At 74.8% G+C, this 20,362-nt stretch carries 18 protein-coding genes; 15 read left to right on the top strand and 3 right to left on the bottom strand.

All coding sequences use genetic code 11. The features are described from left to right. The first annotated feature begins 3 nt into the window (after nucleotides 1-3). The 4 genes from dop to prcA all read left to right on the top strand — a co-directional run bounded on the left by dop (nucleotide 4) and on the right by prcA (nucleotide 3,675). On the top strand, nucleotides 4-1,521 hold the full coding sequence (gene dop / locus LQ327_RS16470) for a depupylase/deamidase Dop (protein ID WP_230735581.1): 1,518 nt from the start codon (nucleotides 4-6) through the stop codon (nucleotides 1,519-1,521). A gap of 86 nt (nucleotides 1,522-1,607) precedes the next feature. Beyond that, the gene (locus LQ327_RS16465; protein WP_230735580.1) at nucleotides 1,608-1,802 is read left to right on the top strand and encodes a ubiquitin-like protein Pup; all 195 of its coding nucleotides are present in this window, start codon (nucleotides 1,608-1,610) and stop codon (nucleotides 1,800-1,802) included. 168 nt (nucleotides 1,803-1,970) lie between these two features. Continuing rightward, nucleotides 1,971-2,819, top strand: coding sequence for a proteasome subunit beta (gene prcB / locus LQ327_RS16460; RefSeq protein WP_230735578.1), 849 nt, complete (start codon nucleotides 1,971-1,973; stop codon nucleotides 2,817-2,819). 43 nt (nucleotides 2,820-2,862) lie between these two features. Further along, nucleotides 2,863-3,675: a proteasome subunit alpha gene (gene prcA / locus LQ327_RS16455; RefSeq protein WP_230735576.1), complete on the top strand. Its 813-nt coding sequence runs from the start codon at nucleotides 2,863-2,865 to the stop codon at nucleotides 3,673-3,675. Nucleotides 3,676-3,696: 21 nt separating this feature from the next. On the opposite strand, the gene LQ327_RS16450 is transcribed toward prcA, so the two are convergent. Then, nucleotides 3,697-5,331 (bottom strand): bifunctional phosphatase PAP2/diacylglycerol kinase family protein, encoded by a 1,635-nt coding sequence (locus tag LQ327_RS16450; protein ID WP_230735574.1) that lies wholly within the window; start codon nucleotides 5,329-5,331, stop codon nucleotides 3,697-3,699. A 100-nt stretch (nucleotides 5,332-5,431) separates the two neighbouring features. Here LQ327_RS16450 and pafA point away from each other — a divergent pair, with 100 nt between their 5' ends. The 9 genes from pafA (at nucleotide 5,432) to LQ327_RS16405 (ending at nucleotide 15,684) form a co-directional block, all read left to right on the top strand. After that, entirely contained in the window at nucleotides 5,432-6,790 is a 1,359-nt protein-coding gene (gene pafA / locus LQ327_RS16445; RefSeq protein ID WP_230735573.1) for a Pup--protein ligase, read from the top strand. Between the two features lie 111 nt (nucleotides 6,791-6,901). Then, entirely contained in the window at nucleotides 6,902-8,689 is a 1,788-nt protein-coding gene (locus LQ327_RS16440; protein WP_230735571.1) for a serine/threonine-protein kinase, read from the top strand. A gap of 112 nt (nucleotides 8,690-8,801) precedes the next feature. Beyond that, nucleotides 8,802-9,794, top strand: coding sequence for a helix-turn-helix transcriptional regulator (locus LQ327_RS16435; protein WP_230735568.1), 993 nt, complete (start codon nucleotides 8,802-8,804; stop codon nucleotides 9,792-9,794). Beyond that, a complete protein-coding gene (locus LQ327_RS16430; RefSeq protein WP_230735566.1) occupies nucleotides 9,791-10,771 on the top strand; it encodes a helix-turn-helix transcriptional regulator in 981 nt (326 codons plus the stop codon). Before LQ327_RS16435 ends, LQ327_RS16430 begins: the two co-directional genes overlap by 4 nt. A gap of 70 nt (nucleotides 10,772-10,841) precedes the next feature. Beyond that, nucleotides 10,842-11,120, top strand: a complete 279-nt coding sequence (locus LQ327_RS16425) for a hypothetical protein (protein WP_230735565.1) — start codon at nucleotides 10,842-10,844, stop codon at nucleotides 11,118-11,120. Beyond that, the gene (gene tatA / locus LQ327_RS16420) at nucleotides 11,117-11,344 is read left to right on the top strand and encodes a Sec-independent protein translocase subunit TatA (RefSeq protein ID WP_230735563.1); all 228 of its coding nucleotides are present in this window, start codon (nucleotides 11,117-11,119) and stop codon (nucleotides 11,342-11,344) included. Before LQ327_RS16425 ends, tatA begins: the two co-directional genes overlap by 4 nt. Nucleotides 11,345-11,408: 64 nt before the next feature. Further along, complete coding sequence (locus tag LQ327_RS16415) at nucleotides 11,409-14,243, top strand: DEAD/DEAH box helicase (RefSeq protein WP_230735561.1); 2,835 nt, start codon at nucleotides 11,409-11,411, stop codon at nucleotides 14,241-14,243. 239 nt (nucleotides 14,244-14,482) lie between these two features. Continuing rightward, nucleotides 14,483-15,283: a DUF4333 domain-containing protein gene (locus tag LQ327_RS34815; RefSeq protein ID WP_230735559.1), complete on the top strand. Its 801-nt coding sequence runs from the start codon at nucleotides 14,483-14,485 to the stop codon at nucleotides 15,281-15,283. Between the two features lie 11 nt (nucleotides 15,284-15,294). After that, nucleotides 15,295-15,684, top strand: a complete 390-nt coding sequence (locus LQ327_RS16405) for an MmcQ/YjbR family DNA-binding protein (RefSeq protein WP_230735557.1) — start codon at nucleotides 15,295-15,297, stop codon at nucleotides 15,682-15,684. On the opposite strand, the gene LQ327_RS16400 is transcribed toward LQ327_RS16405, so the two are convergent. Together LQ327_RS16400 and LQ327_RS16395 are read right to left on the bottom strand one after the other, a co-directional pair. Then, nucleotides 15,681-16,667, bottom strand: a complete 987-nt coding sequence (locus tag LQ327_RS16400) for a 5'-3' exonuclease (RefSeq protein WP_230735555.1) — start codon at nucleotides 16,665-16,667, stop codon at nucleotides 15,681-15,683. The genes LQ327_RS16405 and LQ327_RS16400 overlap by 4 nt on opposite strands. Beyond that, entirely contained in the window at nucleotides 16,660-18,684 is a 2,025-nt protein-coding gene (locus LQ327_RS16395; RefSeq protein ID WP_230735553.1) for a DUF2339 domain-containing protein, read from the bottom strand. Before LQ327_RS16395 ends, LQ327_RS16400 begins: the two co-directional genes overlap by 8 nt. 115 nt (nucleotides 18,685-18,799) lie before the next feature. Between LQ327_RS16395 and LQ327_RS16390 the strand changes: the two genes are divergently transcribed. Beyond that, complete coding sequence (locus tag LQ327_RS16390) at nucleotides 18,800-19,153, top strand: nuclear transport factor 2 family protein (protein ID WP_230735551.1); 354 nt, start codon at nucleotides 18,800-18,802, stop codon at nucleotides 19,151-19,153. A 65-nt stretch (nucleotides 19,154-19,218) separates the two neighbouring features. Next, a complete protein-coding gene (locus LQ327_RS16385; protein WP_230735549.1) occupies nucleotides 19,219-20,331 on the top strand; it encodes a M24 family metallopeptidase in 1,113 nt (370 codons plus the stop codon). The last annotated feature ends 31 nt before the right edge of the window (nucleotides 20,332-20,362 follow it).

Raw genomic sequence — 20,362 nt, 5'->3', positions numbered from 1 at the left:
CCCATGACCGCGCGGCGCATCATGGGCACCGAGATCGAGTACGGCATCTCCGTCCCGGGCGACCCGACGGCGAACCCCGTCATCACCTCGACCCAGGTCGTCCTGGCCTACGCGGCGGCCGCGGAGGTCCCGCGGGCCCGGCGCGCACGGTGGGACTACGAGGTGGAGTCCCCGCTGCGCGACGCCCGCGGCTTCGACCTGGGCCCGAGCGCCGGCCCGCCGCCGGACACCGGGGACCTCGACGACCTCGGCGCCGCCAACGTCATCCTCACCAACGGCGCCCGGCTCTACGTCGACCACGCGCACCCGGAGTTCTCCGCCCCCGAGGTGACCACCCCGCGCGGGGCGGTCATCTGGGACAAGGCGGGCGAGCGGGTGATGGAGGACGCGGCCGACCGCGCCGCCACCGTCCCCGGCACCGGACGCATCCAGCTCTACAAGAACAACATCGACGGCAAGGGCGCCTCGTACGGCTCGCACGAGAACTACCTGTGCGCCCGCCAGACCCCCTTCCCGAGCATCATCACCGGGCTCACGCCGTTCTTCGTGTCCCGCCAGGTGGTCACCGGGGCCGGGCGCGTGGGGCTCGGGTCCTCCGGCGACGAGCCCGGCTACCAGCTCTCGCAGCGCGCGGACTACATCGAGGTGGAGGTCGGCCTCGAGACCACGCTCAAGCGCGGGATCATCAACACCCGCGACGAGCCGCACGCCGACGCCGACAAGTACCGGCGCCTGCACGTCATCATCGGCGACGCGAACCTCTCCGAGTACTCGACGTTCCTCAAGGTCGGGACCTCGGCGCTGGTCCTGTCGATGATCGAGGACGGCATCCGGTTCGACGACCTTCGGCTGCTCGAACCAGTGCGTTCCGTCCACCGCATCAGCCACGACCCCACCCTCCAGACCAAGGTCGAGCTGGCGAACGGCTCCACGATGACCGCCCTGGAGATTCAGCGGCAGTACTTCGAGCGCGCCTGGAAGCACGAGGAGGAGACCCAGGGCGGTGAGATCGACGCCATGACCCAGGAGGTCCTCGACATCTGGGGCACGGTGCTCGACGACCTCGAGCGCGACCCGCTCGCCTGCGCCGACCGGCTGGACTGGGTGGCCAAGCTGAAGCTGCTCCAGAGCTACCGGGACCGCGACAACCTGCCCTGGGACTCGCCGAAGCTCTCGCTCATCGACCTGCAGTACTCCGACGTCCGCCAGGGCAAGGGGCTCTACAACCGCCTGGTCACGCGCGGTTCGATCAAGCGCCTGGTCAGCGAGGACGACGTCCGCCGGGCCGTCACCGAGCCTCCCGAGGACACCCGCGCGTACTTCCGCGGCCGCTGCCTGGAGCGCTACCCGACGGAGGTCGCGGCCGCGTCGTGGGACTCGGTCATCTTCGACCTCGGGCGCGAGTCGCTGGTCCGGATCCCGACCCTGGAGCCGCTGCGCGGCACCCGCGGGCACGTCGGGGAGCTCATCGACAACTCCGCGAACGCCACCGCGCTGGTCGAGGCCCTGACCCGCGGCTGACGACCGGCGTGATGTTCGTCCCGCCCTGCGGCGCCCTCGCCGGGTAGGGTCATGCTCGCAACACCTTCAGCACCCGGGAGGCAGCCATGGCGCAGGAACAGACCCAGCGGCAGGGCGGTGGCGACGACGGCGAAGGCGGCGAGGACACCACCGCCGCCGGCCAGGAGCGCCGGGAGAAGCTCGGCGAGGACACCGACACCATCCTCGACGAGATCGACGACGTGCTCGAGGAGAACGCCGAGGACTTCGTGCGTGCCTACGTGCAGAAGGGTGGCCAGTGACCCCACTCCCCGCGCCCTCCGTGGCGCGGTGAGTCGGCAGTGCGGACACGGCGGGCCGGGACTAGGGTTCCGGCCCGCCGTGCCGTCTCACCAGGCAGTGTCCCGATCAGGGCGCAGCCCGACCACGGCGGATGTTCCGCCCGCGAGGAAGAGGAGCGACGACCGCCGATGGATCTCACGTCGTCCCGGATCCACCCGGGGCTGCCCGCCGCGTACTTCGACGCCGGCACGTCCTCGTTCGTCGACTTCCTCTCGACCGCCCGCCCCGACCTGCTGCCGTCCTCCGACGGCCGTGGCCTGACGCCGGAGGGGCTCGCGTCGGTGCCCCACGGCACGACGATCGTCGCGGCGGTCTTCTCGGGCGGCGTCGTCATCGCCGGTGACCGCCGGGCGACCATGGGCAACCTGATCTCCCAGCGGGACATGGACAAGGTCTACGTCACCGACGACTTCTCCGCGGCCGGGATCGCCGGCACCGCGGGGATCGCGGTCGACGCGCTGCGACTGTTCACCGTCGAGCTGCAGCACTACGAGAAGCTCGAGGGCGTGCCGCTCACGTTCGACGGCAAGTCGAACAAGCTCGCCTCGATGATCCGCGGCAACCTCGGCGCGGCGATGCAGGGCCTGTCCTTCGTCCCGCTGTTCGCGGGCTTCGACGCCGAGGTCGAGGATCCCGCCCGGGCGGGGCGGATCGTCTCCTACGACGTCGTCGGCGGGCGCTACGAGGAGCATGTCGGGTACGCCGGGGTGGGCTCCGGGTCGCTGTTCGCGAAGTCGTCGCTCAAGAAGCTGCACGACCCGGCGGCCGACCGCGACGCCTGCGTGCGCACCGTCGTCGAGGCCCTCTACGACGCCGCCGACGACGACTCGGCGACCGGCGGCCCGGACACGATCCGCAACATCTACCCCGTCGTGGTCGCCATCGACGCGGAGGGCGCGGTCCGGCTGCCCCACGAGGACGTGCAGACGGTCGCCGAGGCCGTCGTCGCCGGCCGCCGCGAGCGGCCCGGCGGCTGAGTCCGGACCCCCACCCGCACCTCTCCCAGGGAGCCTCCCCGCCATGACGATGCCGTTCTACGCGTCGGTCGACCAGCTGATGCGCGACCGCTCGGAGCTCGCCCGCAAGGGCATCTCCCGCGGTCGCAGCGTCGTGGTGCTGACGTGCGCCGACGGCGTGCTGTTCGTCGCGGAGAACCGCTCGAAGTCGCTGCGCAAGGTCTCCGAGATCTACGACCAGCTCGGGTTCGCGGCCGTCGGGCGGTACAACGAGTTCGAGAACCTGCGCCGCGCCGGCATCCGCTACGCGGACGTGCAGGGCTACTCGTACGACCGCCGTGACGTCTCCGGGCGCGCCCTGGCCAACGCCTACGCCCAGATCCTCGGCGCGAGCTTCATCGAGCAGCAGAAGCCGTTCGAGGTCGAGCTCTGCGTGGCCGCGGTGGGGGAGTCCCCGGACCGCGACCAGCTCTTCCGCATCACCTACGACGGCTCGATCTCCGACGAGCCCGGGTTCGTGGTCATGGGCGGCACGACGGAGCCGGTGTCCGCCGCGCTCAAGTCGTCCTACGAGGACGGGCTCGACACCCGCGCCGCGCTGCGGATCGCGCTCGAGGCGCTGTCGGCGCAGAACGGGTCGTCGTCGGGCTCGTCGTCCTCCTCGTCGTCGGGCTCCGACGACCGCAACCTCGGCGTCGACGCCCTCGAGGTCGCCCTGCTCGACCGTGCCCGCCGCGGCAGGCGCGCGTTCCGCCGGATCTCCGGGACGGCGCTCGCCGCGCTGCTGCCCGAGGGTGCGTCGGCGCAGGCCGAGGCCGGCGCGGACGACACCGGCGCGGGCGACGAGGTCTCCGGCGCGGGCGGCGCGGACGCCTGACCTGGCTACCACGGCGCGGGCTCACCAGGGAGAGGTGCGCTCCGGCCACCGGGACTCGTCCCGGCGGTACACCGGCACCGGGTGGTCGGCCACCGAGAAGCACAGCCGCTCGCCTGCGACCATGACCTCGCCGTCGGTCGCGACCTCGACCGGCCCGTCGAGCAGTTCCACGTCCAGCGTCGTGGCGGTGTGCTCGACGTAGGTGCGGGTGTGGCCGAGCGTGCCCAGCAGCAGCCCGACCACGGCGCGTGCCCGGGAGAACCGGCGGTCGGCGCGGAGGTAGCGGACCTCCAGCAGCCCGCTGTCGAGCCGCGGCCGGTACGACGGCGCCATGCCCGACGGCGCGTAGGGACCGTTGCCGACGAAGAGCATCCACACCGCCGTCGTGTCGCCGTCGATGCGGCACCGGATCGGGCGGGCGCGCACGAGGGTGCGGATCAGCGCCGCGGACGCGGCGGGCCACTTGCCCCAGTGGTCCTCCCACCGCTCGCGCTCGCGGACCATCTCCGGGTAGCCGCCGAAGGAGGCGGTGTTGACGAACACGACCCGCTCGCCGCCCGCCGGACCGGTCGAGGCGGAGTAGGCCTGCAGCTCACCGATGTCGACGGCGACGGCCTCCCCGGAGCCGGTCGCGTCGACGACCTCCTGCAGGTCGTACACGCCGACGTCGCGCCCGAAGTGGTTCAGCGTGCCCGCGGGCATCACGGCCAGCGGCAGGTCGAGGTCCTCGGCCATCCGCGCCGCGGCGGCCACCGAGCCGTCGCCGCCCGCGATCCCCAGCGCCTGCGTGCCGGGGTGGTCGGCGGCCTCCCGCAGCAGGGCCATCAGGTCGTCGCCGGGGTCCAGCCGCACCAGGTGCGCCTTGGGCAGCGCCTCCGCGATCTCCTCGACGGGGTCGGTGCCGGGCCGGCCGGACCCGGAGTTGACCACCATCGAGAGTCCGTCGCCGTCGACGAGCTCCGGGGCGCCCGCCCAGGGCCGGGCGACGGCCTCGTCGATCGGACGGACCGGCAGCCAGCGCCGGGTGAGCAGTGCCACTCCGGCGCCGAGGACCGAGCCGACCGCCACGTCGCTGCTCCAGTGCACGCCGACGTGGACGCGCGAGTAGGCCACCGTGGCCGCCAGCGGGGCGAGCACCAGCCCGGTGCGGGGGCTCTCCATCGCGACCCCGACGGCGAAGGCCATCGCCGACGCGGAGTGACCGGACGGGAACGACGACGACGTGGGCCGGTCGGGCAGCGCCCGCTCGACGGGCAGCAGGTCGGCGGCCGGGCGCCGGCGGGGGACCAGGGGCTTGAGGAGCCCGTTCGCGGCGAGGCTCGCCAGACCGATCGCCATCAACCCGCGCATGGCGCCCCGGCGGGTGCGTCGCGAGCCCGCGACCAGCACGGACGCCGTCGCGAACCAGAGCCCGCTGTGGTTCGCCGACCGGGTGAGGGCGAGCATCGCGTCGTCGACGGAGCTGCGGGGCAGCCGCCCGATCGCGGTGGTCAGCCGCCGGTCCAGCCGGCCGACCGGCCGCAGCGAGCGGCGGCTGCGGCGCAGACCGGCCCGGGCGCCCGAGGTGATCGTGTGCGGCAGGACCACGTCGGCGGCCGCCCGGGCGGCCGACTGCGGGGTCACCTGCGCGTCGCGGGCACGCCGCCTCCGGAGCATGTGACGGCACCCTAGACCCCGGTGTCCGGTTTCCCGGCGGTCCGGCACCACCCCGCGCGAAGGGGCTCATGACGGCTCCGAGTCGCTTAGGCTGGAGGGCATGCAGCGGCGGATCTACGGCATCGAGACCGAGTTCGGGGTGACCTGCACCTTCCACGGTCAGCGTCGACTCTCGCCGGACGAGGTGGCGCGGTATCTGTTCCGACGGGTCGTCTCCTGGGGACGGTCCTCGAACGTCTTCCTGCGCAACGGGTCACGGCTCTATCTCGACGTCGGATCCCACCCGGAGTACGCCACCGCGGAGTGCGACTCGCTCGAGCAGCTCGTGGCCCACGACAAGGCGGGCGAGCGCATCCTCGAGGACCTGCTGCTCGACGCCGAGCGCCGCCTCGCCGACGAGGGCATCGGCGGGGACATCTTCCTGTTCAAGAACAACACCGACTCGGCGGGCAACTCGTACGGCTGCCACGAGAACTACCTCGTCGGCCGGTCCGGGGAGTTCTCGCGCATCGCGGACGTGCTGCTGCCGTTCCTGGTCACCCGCCAGCTCATCGCGGGCGCCGGCAAGGTGCTGCAGACCCCGCGCGGCGCCGTGTACTGCCTCTCGCAGCGCGCGGAGCACATCTGGGAGGGCGTCTCCTCCGCGACCACGCGGAGCCGTCCGATCATCAACACCCGCGACGAGCCGCACGCCGACGCGGAGCGCTACCGGCGGCTGCACGTCATCGTCGGGGACTCGAACATGTCCGAGGTGACCACGCTGCTCAAGGTCGGCACCACGCACCTGGTGCTGGAGATGATCGAGCAGGGGATCCAGTTCCGGGACTTCACGCTGGACAACCCGATCCGCGCGATCCGCGAAATCAGCCACGACCTCACCGGCCGTCGTCCGGTGCGCCTCGCCGGCGGCCGGGAGGCGGGTGCGCTGGACATCCAGCGCGAGTACCACGCCCGCGCCGTCGAGCACGTCGCGCGCCGGGGGAGCGACCCGGTGACCGACCGGGTGCTCGAGCTGTGGGGCCGCACGCTCGACGCCGTCGAGCGCCAGGACCTGTCGATGATCGACCGCGAGATCGACTGGGCCATCAAGCACAAGCTCGTCGAGCGCTACCGCTCACGGGGCGACCTCGGGCTCTCCAGCCCGCGCATCGCCCAGCTCGACCTCGCCTACCACGACATCCGCCGTGGTCGTGGGGTGTTCGACCTCCTGCAGCGCAAGGACCTCGTCGACCGGGTGACCGACGACGGCGAGATCGAGGCCGCGAAGGACACCCCGCCCCAGACCACCCGCGCGAAGCTCCGCGGCGACTTCATCGCCGCCGCCCAGAACGCCGGTCGCGATTTCACCGTGGATTGGGTGCATCTCAAACTCAACGACCAGGCCCAACGAACCGTCCTGTGCAAGGACCCCTTCCGCGCGGTGGACGAGCGGGTGGACCGGCTGATCGCGACGTTGTAGCGCGATCGTCACGCCGTCGGCGTGATCGGTCGGTCCGTCGGGGACCCGTCGCGGGGGCCGCGACGTCGAGCCAGCGCACGACCGATCACGAGGACGGCAGGCACGAGAGCGATGGAGCACCAGGACCGCACGGACAGGGTGGTGGCGCCGCCGGGCGGGCAACCGAGCACCCTGCACGACCGCGAGCCCGCGGTCCCCGACCCGGCGGTCGGGGGCACGCTGCTCGGGGGGCGCTACCGGGTCGGTGAGTGCATCGGCACCGGCGCGATGGGCGTCGTGTGGACGGCGTGGGACCGGCGGCTGGCGCGCACGGTCGCGGTCAAGCAGCTCGCGCTGCCGCGCGACGGCGACCCGGTCGAGGTCCGCACCGCCCGCACCCGCGCGCTGCGCGAGGGCCGGATCGCAGCGCGGGTGGTGCACTCCCGCGCCATCGCGGTGTTCGACGTGGTCACCCAGGACTCGATGCCGTGGCTGGTCATGGAGTACCTGCCCTCGCGCTCGCTCGCGACGGTGCTCGCTGCGCGGGGCCCGCTGCCGCCGGGCGAGGTGGCGCGGATCGGTGCGCAGATCGCCGACGCGCTCTCCGCGGTGCACGAGGCGGGCATCGTCCACGGCGACGTCAAGCCCGGGAACGTGCTGCTCACCGACGACGGCGTCGCCAAGCTCACCGACTTCGGGGTCTCGCGGGCCTCGTGGGACACCACGGCGACCGGGGGCGGCGTGGTGGCCGGGACGCCCGGCTACTTCGCGCCCGAGGTCGCCCGCGGCGGGGACCCGACGCCCGCCTCCGACGTGTTCTCCCTCGGCGCCACGCTCTACGCCGCGGTCGAGAACGAGCTGGTGTGCGGGCCCATGGACAACACGCTCGGCGTGCTGCACGCGATGGCCGAGGGACGGCTGCGTCCCGCGCAGCGCGCGGGGGTGCTCGGCCGGCCGCTGTCCGCGATGCTGCGCCTGGACCCGGCCCACCGCCCCGACACCGCCCTGCTCCGCACCGCGCTCGCGACGCGTGCCGCGCGGGAGCCCGACCCGTCGTCGACCCCGGTCGCCGCCCCGCCGCCCGTGGACCCCGCCGCCGACGCCGGCACCCCGGACGACGGCGCGGGCACCCCGTCGGCGGACGAGCCGGCGCAGCCGCCGGTCCCCGGGCCACCGACCGCCCCGGCGATCGGCATGAGCACTCCCGGGGAGCCCGACGACCCGGCCGACCCCGCCGACTCCGACGACGAGGCCCTGGCGGCCCGTCCGTCCCGGACCGGGCCGCCGACCACGCCCGCCCGCGCGGTGCGGCCGTTCGCGGGCCGGCGCCGCGTGCTCGCGGTCGCCGCGGCCTCCGCCGTCGTGCTCTCCGCCGGGGTGGGCGCGGCCGTCGCCGCGGTCGGCCCGACCCGCTCCGACCACCCCGGTGCGCAGGCGGCGGCTCCGCACGCCCTCGCCCCGACGACCGCGCCCGCCCTGACGGTGCCGCCCGCCGCGGCGCCGGACACCGTGCCGCCCGCCGCCGGGGCACCGCTGTCCCCGGACAGCCCCGCCGCGCCGGCACCGGCGGGCCTGCAGGGCAACCCGGGCGACCCGGTCAGCTCGGACGACGTCCGGATGACGGTGTCCGACTACTACGCGAGCCTGCCCGGCGACATCCCCGGTGCGTGGTCCTACCTCTCCGGTGACGCCCAGAACGCCTCCGGCGGCTTCGGCGGGTACCAGAGCTTCTGGAGCAGCATCAGCTCGGTCTCCGCGGACGACGTGCAGGTCGACGGCACCTCGGCGCGCGCCCAGCTCGAGTTCGTCACCGCGGACGGGCGGACCTCACGGGAGACCTACCACTTCGAGGTGGACCGCAACGACCAGGGACGCCTGGAGATCCAGTCCGCAGCTCGGGGCGGGGCCGACTCGGCCTGACCCGGCGGGGCACCGATCGGGCGCGCCGGGTCGGCGGGCTGTCGAACACCCGGTCGATCGATGGGCCCGGATATCCCCCGTCGCTCCGGTCGTCCCCGTTACCCTCGGCGTCGTGCCGCCCCCGACCGCGCGTGCCGAGCGCCTGGTGAACCTCGTGCTGGCGCTGCTCTCGACCCGGCAGTTCCTCACGGCCGAGCGCATCCGCACGACCGTCGCCGGCTACGAGGAGGCCCGCACCGACGAGGCCTTCTACCGGATGTTCGAGCGGGACAAGGCCGAGCTCCGGGAGCTCGGGGTGCCGCTGGAGACCGGGAAGCAGTCGGTGTTCGACACCGTCGACGGCTACCGCATCGCCCGCGGCGACTACGAGCTCGCGGCCATCGACCTGGCCCCCGACGAGGCGACCGCCGTCGCCCTCGCCGCCCGCCTCTGGGACTCCCCGCAGCTCGCGGGCGCCGCACGCACCGCCGTGACCAAGCTGCGCGCCGCGGGCGTGGAGGTCGACCCGGCCGCCGCGTCCGAGGTGCAGCCCCGGGTGCGCACCACCGAGCCGGCGTTCGCGCCGCTGCTCGCCGCCGCACGGGCCGGACGCGTCGTCACCTTCACCCACCGCAGCCACCCGGCGGCAGACCCCCGCACCCGCACCGTCGAGCCCTGGGGCGTCGTGTCCTACCGCGGCCGCTGGTACCTCGTGGGGCACGACCGGGACCGCGACGACGTCCGCTGCTTCCGGCTCTCGCGCATCGCCGACGACGTCACCGCGGTCGGCTCCCGCGGCGCGGTCACCCGGCCCGAGGGCGTCGACCTCCTCGATCTCGTCGCGCGCTCGGCCGGCCCGCCCCCGGCGACCGGCACCGCCCGCGTCCGGCTGGTCCCCGGCCGTGCCGCCGGGCTGCGTCGCGCGGGACGCCCGGACCCGCAGGGCGACCCGGACGTCGTCGAGCTCGACCTCTCCCGGATCGAGACGCTGGCCCGTTGGATCGCCGGGCACGGCCCGGACGCGCTGGTGCTCGAGCCGCCGGAGCTGCGCGCGGCCGTGATCGACACGTTGCGGGCCGCGCGGGACGCCGACGCGGGCGCCCCGGCCGCGGAGCTCGCCCGATGACCGCCGAAGGTGTCACCGACCGGCTGCCGCGGCTGCTCACGCTGGTGCCGTGGCTGCTGGCGCGGCCGGGGGTGCCGGTCGCGGACGCGGCGGCGGAGTTCGGGATCACCGAGTCGCAGCTGCGCCGCGACCTCGAGCTGCTGTGGATGTGCGGCCTGCCCGGCTACGGCCCCGGCGACCTGGTCGACCTCTCCTTCGAGGGCGACACCGTCACCGTCGTCTACGACGCCGGGCTCTCCCGCCCGCTGCGAATGTCCGGGCCGGAGGCGGCCACCCTCGCGGTGGCGCTGCGCGCGCTGGCCGACGCGCCCGGCGTCGCCGACACCGACGCCGTCCAGCGCGCCCTCGCGAAGATCGAGCAGGCCTCCGGGCAGGCGACGGACGGGCCGGTGGAGGACGCGGTCGCCGTCGGGCTGGGGCGGGCGCCGGGCAACGCGGCGGCCGAGGCGGCGGTCCGCGACGGCGTGGCCCGTCACCGCGCGCTGCGCCTGACCTACTACTCGGCCTCCCGGGACGCCGTCGGCCGCCGTGACGTCGACCCGATGCGGCTGCTCCTCGTCGACGGCAGCACCTACCTGGAGGCGTGGTGCCGCCGCGCCGAGGGGGTCCGGATGTTCCGGCTCGACCGGGTCGACGACGCCGAGGTCCTGGACGAGCCGTCGTCGCCGCCGTCGACGGCGACCCCGCGCGAGGTCCCGGCCGACGCGGCGGGCCTGCTCACCCCGGACGGACGCCAGCAGCTCGCCGCGCTGCGCCTCGCGCCGGCGGCCCGGTGGGTGGCCGAGTACTACCCGATGGAGGACGTCGTCGCCGACGACGACGGCGGGGCGCGGGTGCAGATGCGCTACGGCGACCGGGCGTGGATGGTGCGTCTGCTGCTCGGGCTCGGCGAGCACGTCGAGGTGCTCTGGCCGGCGGAGCTCGCGGCGGCCCGGGCCGACCGGGCGGCCGAGGCCCTAGGTGCCTACGGCTCGTGAGCACTAATTGACGCCATGGCGTCAATTACTGCTCACGAGCACGCAGTGCACCTACCGTTACGATCGCGCCGTGTCGATCGGCCCCATCGTCTGGAGCATCATCGCGGTCCTCGTGGCCCTCGTGGTGCTCGCGCTCCTCCTGACCGGGACGCTGCGCGCCGTCGGGCGGACGACCACCGTGCTCGGCGCGTTCACCGACCTCCTCTCCGACCGCACGGGGATGCTGCGTGCGCGGCTCGCGGCGGTGAAGGTCCGCATCGCCCGCCTGCGCGGAACGGGCGAACCGGATGATCCGGCGTCGGTAGACTCGGCAGTGACGTCGCCGCTGTCGGAGGGAGCTCACCAGTGAGCGAATGGATCATCGTCGCAATTGTCGGTGTTGTGCTGCTCTTCAGCGCGAAGAAGCTGCCGGACATGGCCCGCGGCCTGGGGCAGTCGATGCGCATCTTCAAGGCCGAGACCCGGGGGCTCAAGGAGGACGACGCGCGCTCCGAGCCGAAGCCGGTCGAGTCCGGCGAACCGGCCGCCCCGGCCCGCGGGACGGTCACGGACGAGGCCCGTCGCAGCGAGTGACGCGACCGTCGTACGCCTGATCGGGCGCGGTGCCACCCTGATGTGACACGGTGGGGGTGTGGCCATGCGCTCTCCCGCCGAGGCCTACGCGCAGGCGCGCACCCGCGCCGCGCACCCCGAGCTCGGCAACTTCGTCCCCACCCTGAGCTTCGAGCTCGACGACTTCCAGCGCCGTGGGTGCCTCGCGCTGGAGGAGGGGCACGGCGTGCTCGTGTGCGCGCCGACCGGCGCGGGCAAGACCGTCGTCGGGGAGTTCGCGGTGCACCTGGCCCTCGCCCGGGGCCAGAAGTGCTTCTACACCACCCCGATCAAGGCGCTCTCCAACCAGAAGTACGCCGACCTCGCGGCCCGCCACGGCGCGGACTCGGTCGGCCTGCTCACCGGGGACACCGCCGTCAACGGGTCCGCACCCGTCGTCGTCATGACGACCGAGGTGCTGCGGAACATGCTCTACGCCGACGCCCCGGCGCTCGACGGCCTCGCGTACGTGGTGATGGACGAGGTGCACTACCTCGCCGACCGCTTCCGCGGCGCGGTCTGGGAGGAGGTGATCCTCCACCTGCCCGACCACGTGCAACTCGCCTCGCTCTCGGCCACGGTGTCGAACGCCGAGGAGTTCGGCGACTGGCTCGTCGAGGTCCGCGGGGACACCACCGTCGTCGTCGACGAGACCCGTCCGGTGCCGCTGTGGCAGCACATGGTGGTCGGGTCGCGGATGTTCGACCTGTTCAGCGAGGAGAAGCAGCAGGCGGGCGGGCACGAGGTCAAGGTCGACCCGACGCTGGCCAAGGCCGTCGCCGAGGTCGACCGCGACGGCGGCGGGCACCGGCGGAGCCGCTCCGGACCGCCGCCGCGCCGTGGCCGGGACGGTGGCCGGCGTCGTGACGACCGCGGCTCCGGGGGACCGGGCCGCAGCAACGGGCGCTCCGGTCCGTCGTACCGCCCGCCGTCGCGCGTCGACGTCATCGAGCGGCTCGACGCGGCGGGGCTGCTGCCCGCCATCACGTTCATCTTCAGCCGCGCCGGCTGCGACGCCGCGGTCACGCAGTGCGTGCGCTCCGGGCTGCGCCTCACCGAGGCCTCCGAGGTCGAGGAGATCCGCGCGATCGTCGACCGGCGGACCTCGGCGCTGCCCGACGCGGACCTCGACGTCCTGGGCTACTGGGAGTGGCGCGAGGGCCTCGAGCGCGGGGTCGCCGCCCACCACGCCGGGATGCTGCCCGCGTTCAAGGAGACCGTCGAGGAGCTGTTCGTCCGCGGCCTCGTGCGCGCCGTGTTCGCGACCGAGACGCTGGCGCTCGGGATCAACATGCCGGCGCGCACCGTCGTGCTGGAGAAGCTCGTCAAGTACAACGGCGAGTCCCACGTCGAGCTGACCCCGGGGGAGTACACCCAGCTCACCGGCCGGGCGGGGCGGCGCGGCATCGACGTCGAGGGCCACGCGGTCGTGCTCTGGGCGCCGGGGATGGACCCGGCGCAGGTCGCGGGCCTCGCGTCCACCCGGACGTACCCGCTGCGCTCGTCGTTCCGGCCGGGCTACAACATGGCCGTCAACCTCGTCGACCGGCTCGGGATCGCCGACGCGCGCGAGCTGCTCGAGCAGTCGTTCGCGCAGTTCCAGGCCGACCGCTCCGTCGTGCACCTCGCCAAGCGGGTGGAGCGCAACCGCGAGGCGCTCGACGGCTACGCCGAGGCGATGGCGGGCGAGGACGGCACCGAGGAGTCGCTCGCCGGGTTCCAGGAGTACATGGACCTACGGCGACGGCTGTCCGAGCGCGAGAAGCAGCTCGCCCGGCAGGGCCGCTCGCAGGCGAAGGCCGAGGCGTCGGCGTCGCTCGAGGCGCTGCGGACCGGGGACGTCATCGCGGTGCCGTCCGGCAAGCGCGCCGGGCTGGCCGTCGTCATCGACCCCGGGGTGGACCGCTCCGGGCGCGGGATGGAGCCCCGCCCGCTGGTGCTCACCGAGGACCGGTGGGCCGGCCGGCTCACCATCGCCGACTTCCCCGACCCGGTCACCGCGCTCGGGACGATGAAGCTCCCGAAGCGGGTCGACCACAAGGTGCCGCGGGTGCGCCGCGACCTCGCGAACGCCCTGCGCGAGACCGGCCTCCAAGCGCCGTCCCGGCAGGGCTCGCGGCGCCGTCGCGGGGCCGACACCGAAGACCCGGAGCTCGCGTCGCTGCGGCGCGCGCTGCGCTCCCACCCGATGCACGGGCGCTCCGACCGCGACGACCGCGCCCGCTGGGCCGAGCGCCACGCGAAGCTGGCCCGCGAGAACGATCAGCTCGAGCAGCGGGTCCGCTCGACCACCCACTCCCTCGCCCGGAACTTCGACCGCATCCGCGGATTGCTGGCCGAGCGCGAGTACCTCGACGGCGAGGAGCTGACCGCCGACGGCCGCCGGCTCGCGCGGCTGTGGGGCGAGTCGGACCTGCTCGTCGCCGAGTGCCTGCGCCACGGCGTGTGGGTCGGGCTCGGCGCGGCCGAGCTGGCCGCGGTCGCGTCGTCGCTGGTCTACGACTCGCGACGCGACGACGGCGGCATGCCGCGGGTGCCCGACGCCGCCGAGAGCGCGGTGACGTCGACCGTGCAGCTGTGGCAGGACCTCGTCGCCGACGAACGCCGCCACCACCTGGACCGCACCCGTGAGCCCGACCTCGGCTTCGCCTGGCCGGTGCACCGCTGGGCCAAGGGCGACGCGCTGTCGGCGGTGCTCTCGTCCGCCCGCTCGCACGGGATCGAGCTCTCGGCGGGCGACTTCGTTCGCTGGTGCCGCCAGGTGCTCGACCTGCTCGACCAGATCCGTGCGGTCTGCGGCGGCGAGGACCCGGTGGGGCGCGCGGCCTCCGATGCCGGGCGCGCGATCCGGCGCGGGGTGGTCGCGGTGGGGGAGAGCTGACTCGCGCGCCTGGGTGCCCTCAGTGCCCCGTTCTCCCGTTGATCAACAGCACATGAGGCATGCCTGATCGCCGTCCGAGCTGCCTGGTGTGCCTCTCGTCGCGAGCTCCGGCACTCGCGACGCCACCGACGTTGATCAGGGGCGCGTCAGACGTGCCGGAGGAGCCTCCGAGGTGCGTGACGTGCCCCTGGTGGTGTGGTCGGCCGTCGGGCGCCGACGGGCCGTGAGAGTGTGATCCCGTGACGAGCCCGACGGGCGCCGGGGACACCGGCGGCGAGGAGTCCTCGGCCGCCGAGGGCCGAGCCCCGTCCGCTTCGTCGCCGGGAGAGGCCCCCTCGTCGTCGGGGGACTCCCACGCCGCGTCGTCGGAGGAGACCCCCGCTCCGACGCCGGACGAGAACCCGTGGACGCCCGCGGAGGGGACACCTGCCGCCGTCGAGCAGCCCCGGTCCGACGAGCCGAGCAGGTCCGACGAGCCCAGCGAGCCCCGGACCGCGACCGGCATCCGGTGGTCGCAGAGCGGGGAGACGTCGGCGGCCGGCGCGACCCCGGAGGGCGTCACAGATGACGACCCCACCCCGCCGTCGGGAGTGCCCGCCTGGCGGACCACCCCGGGGACCTGGCCGCATCCCGGCTTCCCCCACGGGTCGTCCCCGGCCTGGCAGCAGCCCGCGCCCGGCTGGGCCCCGCCCGCCGCCCGCGACCCGGCGCGGCGTCGCCGCGTCCGTCGGATGCTCCTCGGCGTGGTGCTGGGCGTCGTCGTGATCGCCGCCGTGGTGGTCGCACTGCTCGCGTTCCTCGTCGGTCCGCGCTTCGCCCGCTACGACGTCCTGGACCGGGCGACCGTCGAGCGGGGGGTGAGCGACGTGCTCACCCGGGACTGGCACCGGCAGGTGTCCGGCGTGACCTGCCCCGACGACCAGCGGGTCCGGCCGGACACGTCGTTCGTCTGCACCGCGACCGTCGACGGCCACCCGCAACAGGTCCCGGTGGACATCGTCGACGAGAACGGCACCTACGAGGTCGGCCAGCCGCGCTAGCGTTCCGCGACATGGCGACCTGGGACGACGTGCGCCGGCACGCGACGGCGCTGCCCGGCGTGGCGGAGCTGCCCACGTTCGGCGGGGCGGCGTCGTGGAAGGTGAAGGGGAAGTTGTTCGTCTGGGAGCGCCCCCTGCGCCCCCGCGATCTCACCGACCTCGGCTGGGCGGAGCAGCCCGGCCCGGTCCTCGGGGCGCGGGTCCCCGACCTCGGCGCCAAGGAGGCCCTGCTCGCCGAGGAGCCCGACGTCTACTTCACGACCCCGCACTTCGACGGGCACGCCAGCGTGCTCGTGCACCTCGAGCGGATCGGCGCCGACGAGCTGGGGGAGCTCGTCTCCGAGGCGTGGTTCGCCCGCGCCCCCGCGACCCTCGCGAAGACCGTGCCCCGGCCCGGCTAGGCGTCCCGCCCGGCCAGGGCCGCGGTCAGCCGGTCCACCGAGCCGGTGAGGTTCCAGCGCTCGGAGAGCTCGGCGAGCCGGTCGGTGTCGACGGACTCGTGGGGGAGGGCGCGCGTGGTCCCGGTCCAGTCGATCGGCGCGTCCGGCGCCACCCGCACGACGCCGGGCGCCACCGTCAGGTACTCGGCGGCCTTCACCATCTTGGCCCGGACCGCCGAGGACAGCCGCGGGTCGCCGCCCTCGACGACGGCGCCGATGAGGTCGGCCCACGAGTCGAACTTCGACACCACCTGCGCGGCGGTCTTCTCGCCGACCCCGGGCACGCCGGGCAGCCCGTCGGAGGGGTCGCCGCGCAGCATCGCCATCTCGGCGTAGCCGTCGCCGGCGCGCGCGACCGGGACGCCGTAGCGGGCGGCGACCTCCTCGGGCCCGTACACCTCGTACTTCGAGACGCCCCGCGCGATGTAGATGATCCGCGTGGGGGTCGGCTCCTCCCGGACGAGCTGGAGCAGATCGCGGTCCCCGGAGACGACCTCGACGGGCGCGGTCGCCTCCGTCGCGCACAGCGTCCCGATCACGTCGTCGGCCTCGTAGCCCTCCGCACCCGCCGTCGGGACCCCGGCCGCGGCGAGGACGTCGAGGATGATCGGGACCTGGACCCCGAGCTCCGCGGGAGCCGCCTCGGCGTCGGGACCGCCGCCGGTGTTCGGGTCCGAGGGGTCGATGCCGTTCGACGTGTCGACGCGGTGCGCCTTGTAGGACGGGATGGCGCGCACGCGGAACGCCGGGCGCCAGTCCCGGTCCAGGCAGGCGACTACGGTGCCGGGCTGCCGGGCGCGCACCAGCCGGGCGACCATGTCGCAGAACCCGCGCACCGCGTTCACCGGCGTCCCGTCGTCGGCGGTGAGCGAGGCGGGCACCCCGTAGAACGCGCGGAACCACAGACTCGCCGAGTCCAGCAGCATCACCGGGCCGTCACTCATGGTCGGCAAGCCTGCCAGGTTCGTCCGACATCGTGGCGGAGGCATCCTGGGCGTCCTCGGTGCCCGCCGTGACCCACCGGGCGTACCGCGTGCCCGCCACCAGCAGCACCAGGCCCGCGCCGAGGAACACCGCGACGCGTGCGAGCCCGTCCAGCGCGACGAGATCGAACAGGATCAGCTTGACCACCGCCGCGACGACGAGCACGCCGCCGAGCACCCGCGGCAGGCTCACCGCCTCGTCGCGGGGGCCCCGGACCAGGAGGACGAGCGCCAGCGCGGTCCAGGAGATCGTCACGAGCACGTGCCCGACGAGGAACCCGGTGCGGTCCGGGGAGATCGCCAGGGCCACCGTCACGACGAGCCCGGCGGCGCCGTAGAGCCCGAGGAGCCCGAGCACGGCGGTCGCGATCGCGGAGCGCTCACGCGAGCCGAGGTACCCGAGCCGGCCGAGCGCCACGAGGAGCGCGGCGGCCGTCGTGATCACGAGCAGCCCGACCACCGCCATCGCGATCAGCGACCCGCGCTCACCCACCTGGCCGTCGACCACCACGTCCACGGGCAGGTCCCGGCCGAGCGCCAGGACGAACCCGATCGCGCCGAACGCCCCGGCCGCGAGCAGCACCCCGGTCCGACGGGTGCCGCGGGCGACGACGGCGAGCACCGTCGCCACCGCGAGGAGGACCCCGCCCTGCGCGACCCCGGTCAGGGCCAGCGGGATCGCCTGGAGCCCGACGACGGCGGCCGCGGTGGCCGCGGTGGTGGCGAGGACCGGGCTCGTGGGCACGCGACCCGGTCCACGCTCGGCGAGGGCCCCGACGGCGAGCAGGACGACGACCGCGACGACGTCGACGATCGCCCCCGCCGGGCGCGGCAGCACCGCAGCGATCGAGAGCAGCGGGAGCACCGGCAGCGCGAGCACGATCCCGGCGACGACGACGGCCCGTGACGGCCGGGTCCCTGGTGTCCCCGCTGTGGCGACCAGCAGGAGCGCCGCCGGCCCGGCGACGAGCACGAGCGCCCCGATCGCCGCGGCGAGCTCGACGGCCGGCCACCCGGCACCGCCGGACACCGCGGCGACGACCGTCGTCGCGACGAGCCCGGCGAGCGACGCCCCGGCGACCGCGGCACCGACCAGCGACGGCCAGCCGCGCCGCGCGGCCACCGGGAGGGTGACGACGACGAGGACGACGAACAGGGCCACGAGCAGGGCGCCCGCGGTGTTCACGACGAGCGGCAGCAGCACGCCGGCCCCGACGACGACGCCGAGCGCCAGCCCGTGGCGGCGCCAGCGGTCCGCGAGGGCGAGCCCGCCACCGGCGACGAGCAGGGCGAGCAGGAGCGCGACCGGTGCGGGCAGGAAGTCGTAGAGGGACGCGGCGGCCGCGACGGTGAGGTACAGCGCGGTGATGCCGGTCGCGGCGAGCGAGACCGGGCCGGGGTCCGCGGCGTCGTCGTCGGGGGAACCGGCCCGGCGGGATTGGAGCACGACGCCGGCCGCGACGAGGCCCAGCCCGACGACGGCGCCGAGCACCACCCTCGCCTCGGGACCGAACCAGCCGCGCGAGGCCGCGAGGACCAGCAGGAGCACGACGCCCAGCAGCGTCACCCCCGCCCCGGTCACCGCGAGCAGGCGCGCGCCCGTGAGGCGGGGCAGGCGGAAGCCCGGGCCGGCCGATCGGGGCGGGGCCACCGGACGGGCCGGCGCGGGCCAGGGTGCGGTCGGTGCGGAGGCGGGCCGCGGACCCCACGGAGCGCCACCGGCGCCGGGGCCGGACGCCGGCCCGCCCGGATACCAGGGACCGAGCCCGGCCGGATACGGCGGCGCCGGCTCACGGACCGGGCCGGCGGGCGCCATCGGTACGCCCGGCGTCGAGCCGGCGGGAGCCGCGCCCGTGTTCGGCGTCGAGGCGCGCAGGGACCCGAGGTCGGCGCGGACCCGGGAGAGACGGGTGCCGAGGTCGGCGAGCTCGCCGTCGAGCCGGTCGAGCAGGGCGGTGTGGTCCGCGGGGTGCGTCATGGCGCCAGCCTGTCCGGCGACGGCGCGGCGGGGGAGGGGACTTCTACCTAGTCGCCACCGACCGGACTACCCGGACAGACCCGGCACCCGGTCCGATGCGGGCATTCTGGTGGTCATGGACGCGACGATTCCCGACCTGATGCACGCGAACCTGCTCGAGGTCTTCGGCGAGCGGGACCGCGACCGGCGCCGCGCGGCGATCGCCCGGACCTACACCGAGGACGTCGTCATGCACGATCCCGAGGGCGTGGTGACCGGCCGGGACGCACTCGACGCGAAGGTGCAGACGTTGCTCGACGGTGCCCCGGGGTTCGTCTTCCGGGCGGCGGGGCCACTGCGCGAGTGCGACGACCTGGGCCTGCTGGGCTGGGAGTTCGGGCCGGAGGGCGAGGCGCCGGTGGTCACCGGGCTGGACATCGTGCTCGTGGTCGACGGCCGCATCACCTCGGTCCACACCATCCTGACCTGAGCGGGCGCCGCGGGAGCGCAGGGCGGATTGGAACTCACGAGGCAGGGGCACCTAGGCTCGCCACCATGGGGTCCCCGCTCGCCGACCAGGTCTCGTCCCGTCTCGACCGGGCCCGCCGGCTGGCCGCGACGGCCGGCGTCGACGCCCTCGTCGTCACTCCCGGCCCGGATCTCCAGTATCTCGCCGGGGTCGTGAAGCACTCCCACGAACGGCTCTCCGCGCTGGTCCTGCCGACCCAGGACGACGCGGCCTTCGTCGTACCCCGGCTCGAGCGGCCCGGGCTGGACGGCAGCGGCGTGGACCAGGCCGGGATCCGCGTCCTGGACTGGGTGGACGGCGAGGACCCGCACGGACTCGTCGCGGCGTGCCTCGACGGCGCGAAGCGGGTCGCCGTCGCGGCCGACATGCCCGCGCTGCACGTGCTCGGACTGCGCGACGCGCTGCCGCTGGCCACCCAGGAGCTCGCGACGCCGGTGCTGCGCGAGCTCCGGATGCGCAAGGACCCGGCCGAGGTCGAGTACCTGCGCCGGGCCGGTGCGGCCATCGACGCCGTCCACGCCCAGGTGCCCGGCTGGCTGCGGCCCGGGCGCACCGAGGCGGAGGTCGGCGCGGACATCACCGCCGGGATCGTCGCGGCCGGGCACTCCGAGGCCGCGTTCGTCATCGTCGGCTCCGGACCGAACGGCGCCAGCCCCCACCACGAGGTGTCCGACCGCGTGATCGAGACGGGCGACGTCGTCGTCGTCGACATCGGCGGGCCGCTGCCGGAGGGCTACAACTCCGACTGCACCCGCACCTACGTCGTCGGCGGGCCGACCGACGAGGTCACCGACGTCTACGCGGTCCTGCAGCGCGCCCAGGCCGCGGCGGTCGCCGCGGCCCGCCCGGGCGTGACCGCCGAGAGCGTCGACGAGGCCGCCCGCGCGATCATCCGCGACGCCGGGTTCGGCGAGTACTTCGTGCACCGCACCGGGCACGGCATCGGCCTCGAGGTGCACGAGGAGCCCTACATCGTCGCGGGCAACGAACTCGCGCTCGAGCCGGGCATGGCGTTCTCCATCGAGCCGGGCATCTATTTCCCCGACCGCTGGGGCGCCCGGATCGAGGACATCGTGGTGGTGACCGAAGACGGGTGCGAGGCGGTCAACACCCGCCCGCACGACCTGCTCCCGTGCTGAACGCGGGCGATTCCGAGCGAGGGGCACCGTC

This window comes from Actinomycetospora endophytica, assembly GCF_021026375.1.
In the GTDB taxonomy this organism is placed as follows: Bacteria; Actinomycetota; Actinomycetes; order Mycobacteriales; family Pseudonocardiaceae; genus Actinomycetospora; species Actinomycetospora endophytica.
This window is presented reverse-complemented; position numbering and strand designations above follow the sequence as displayed.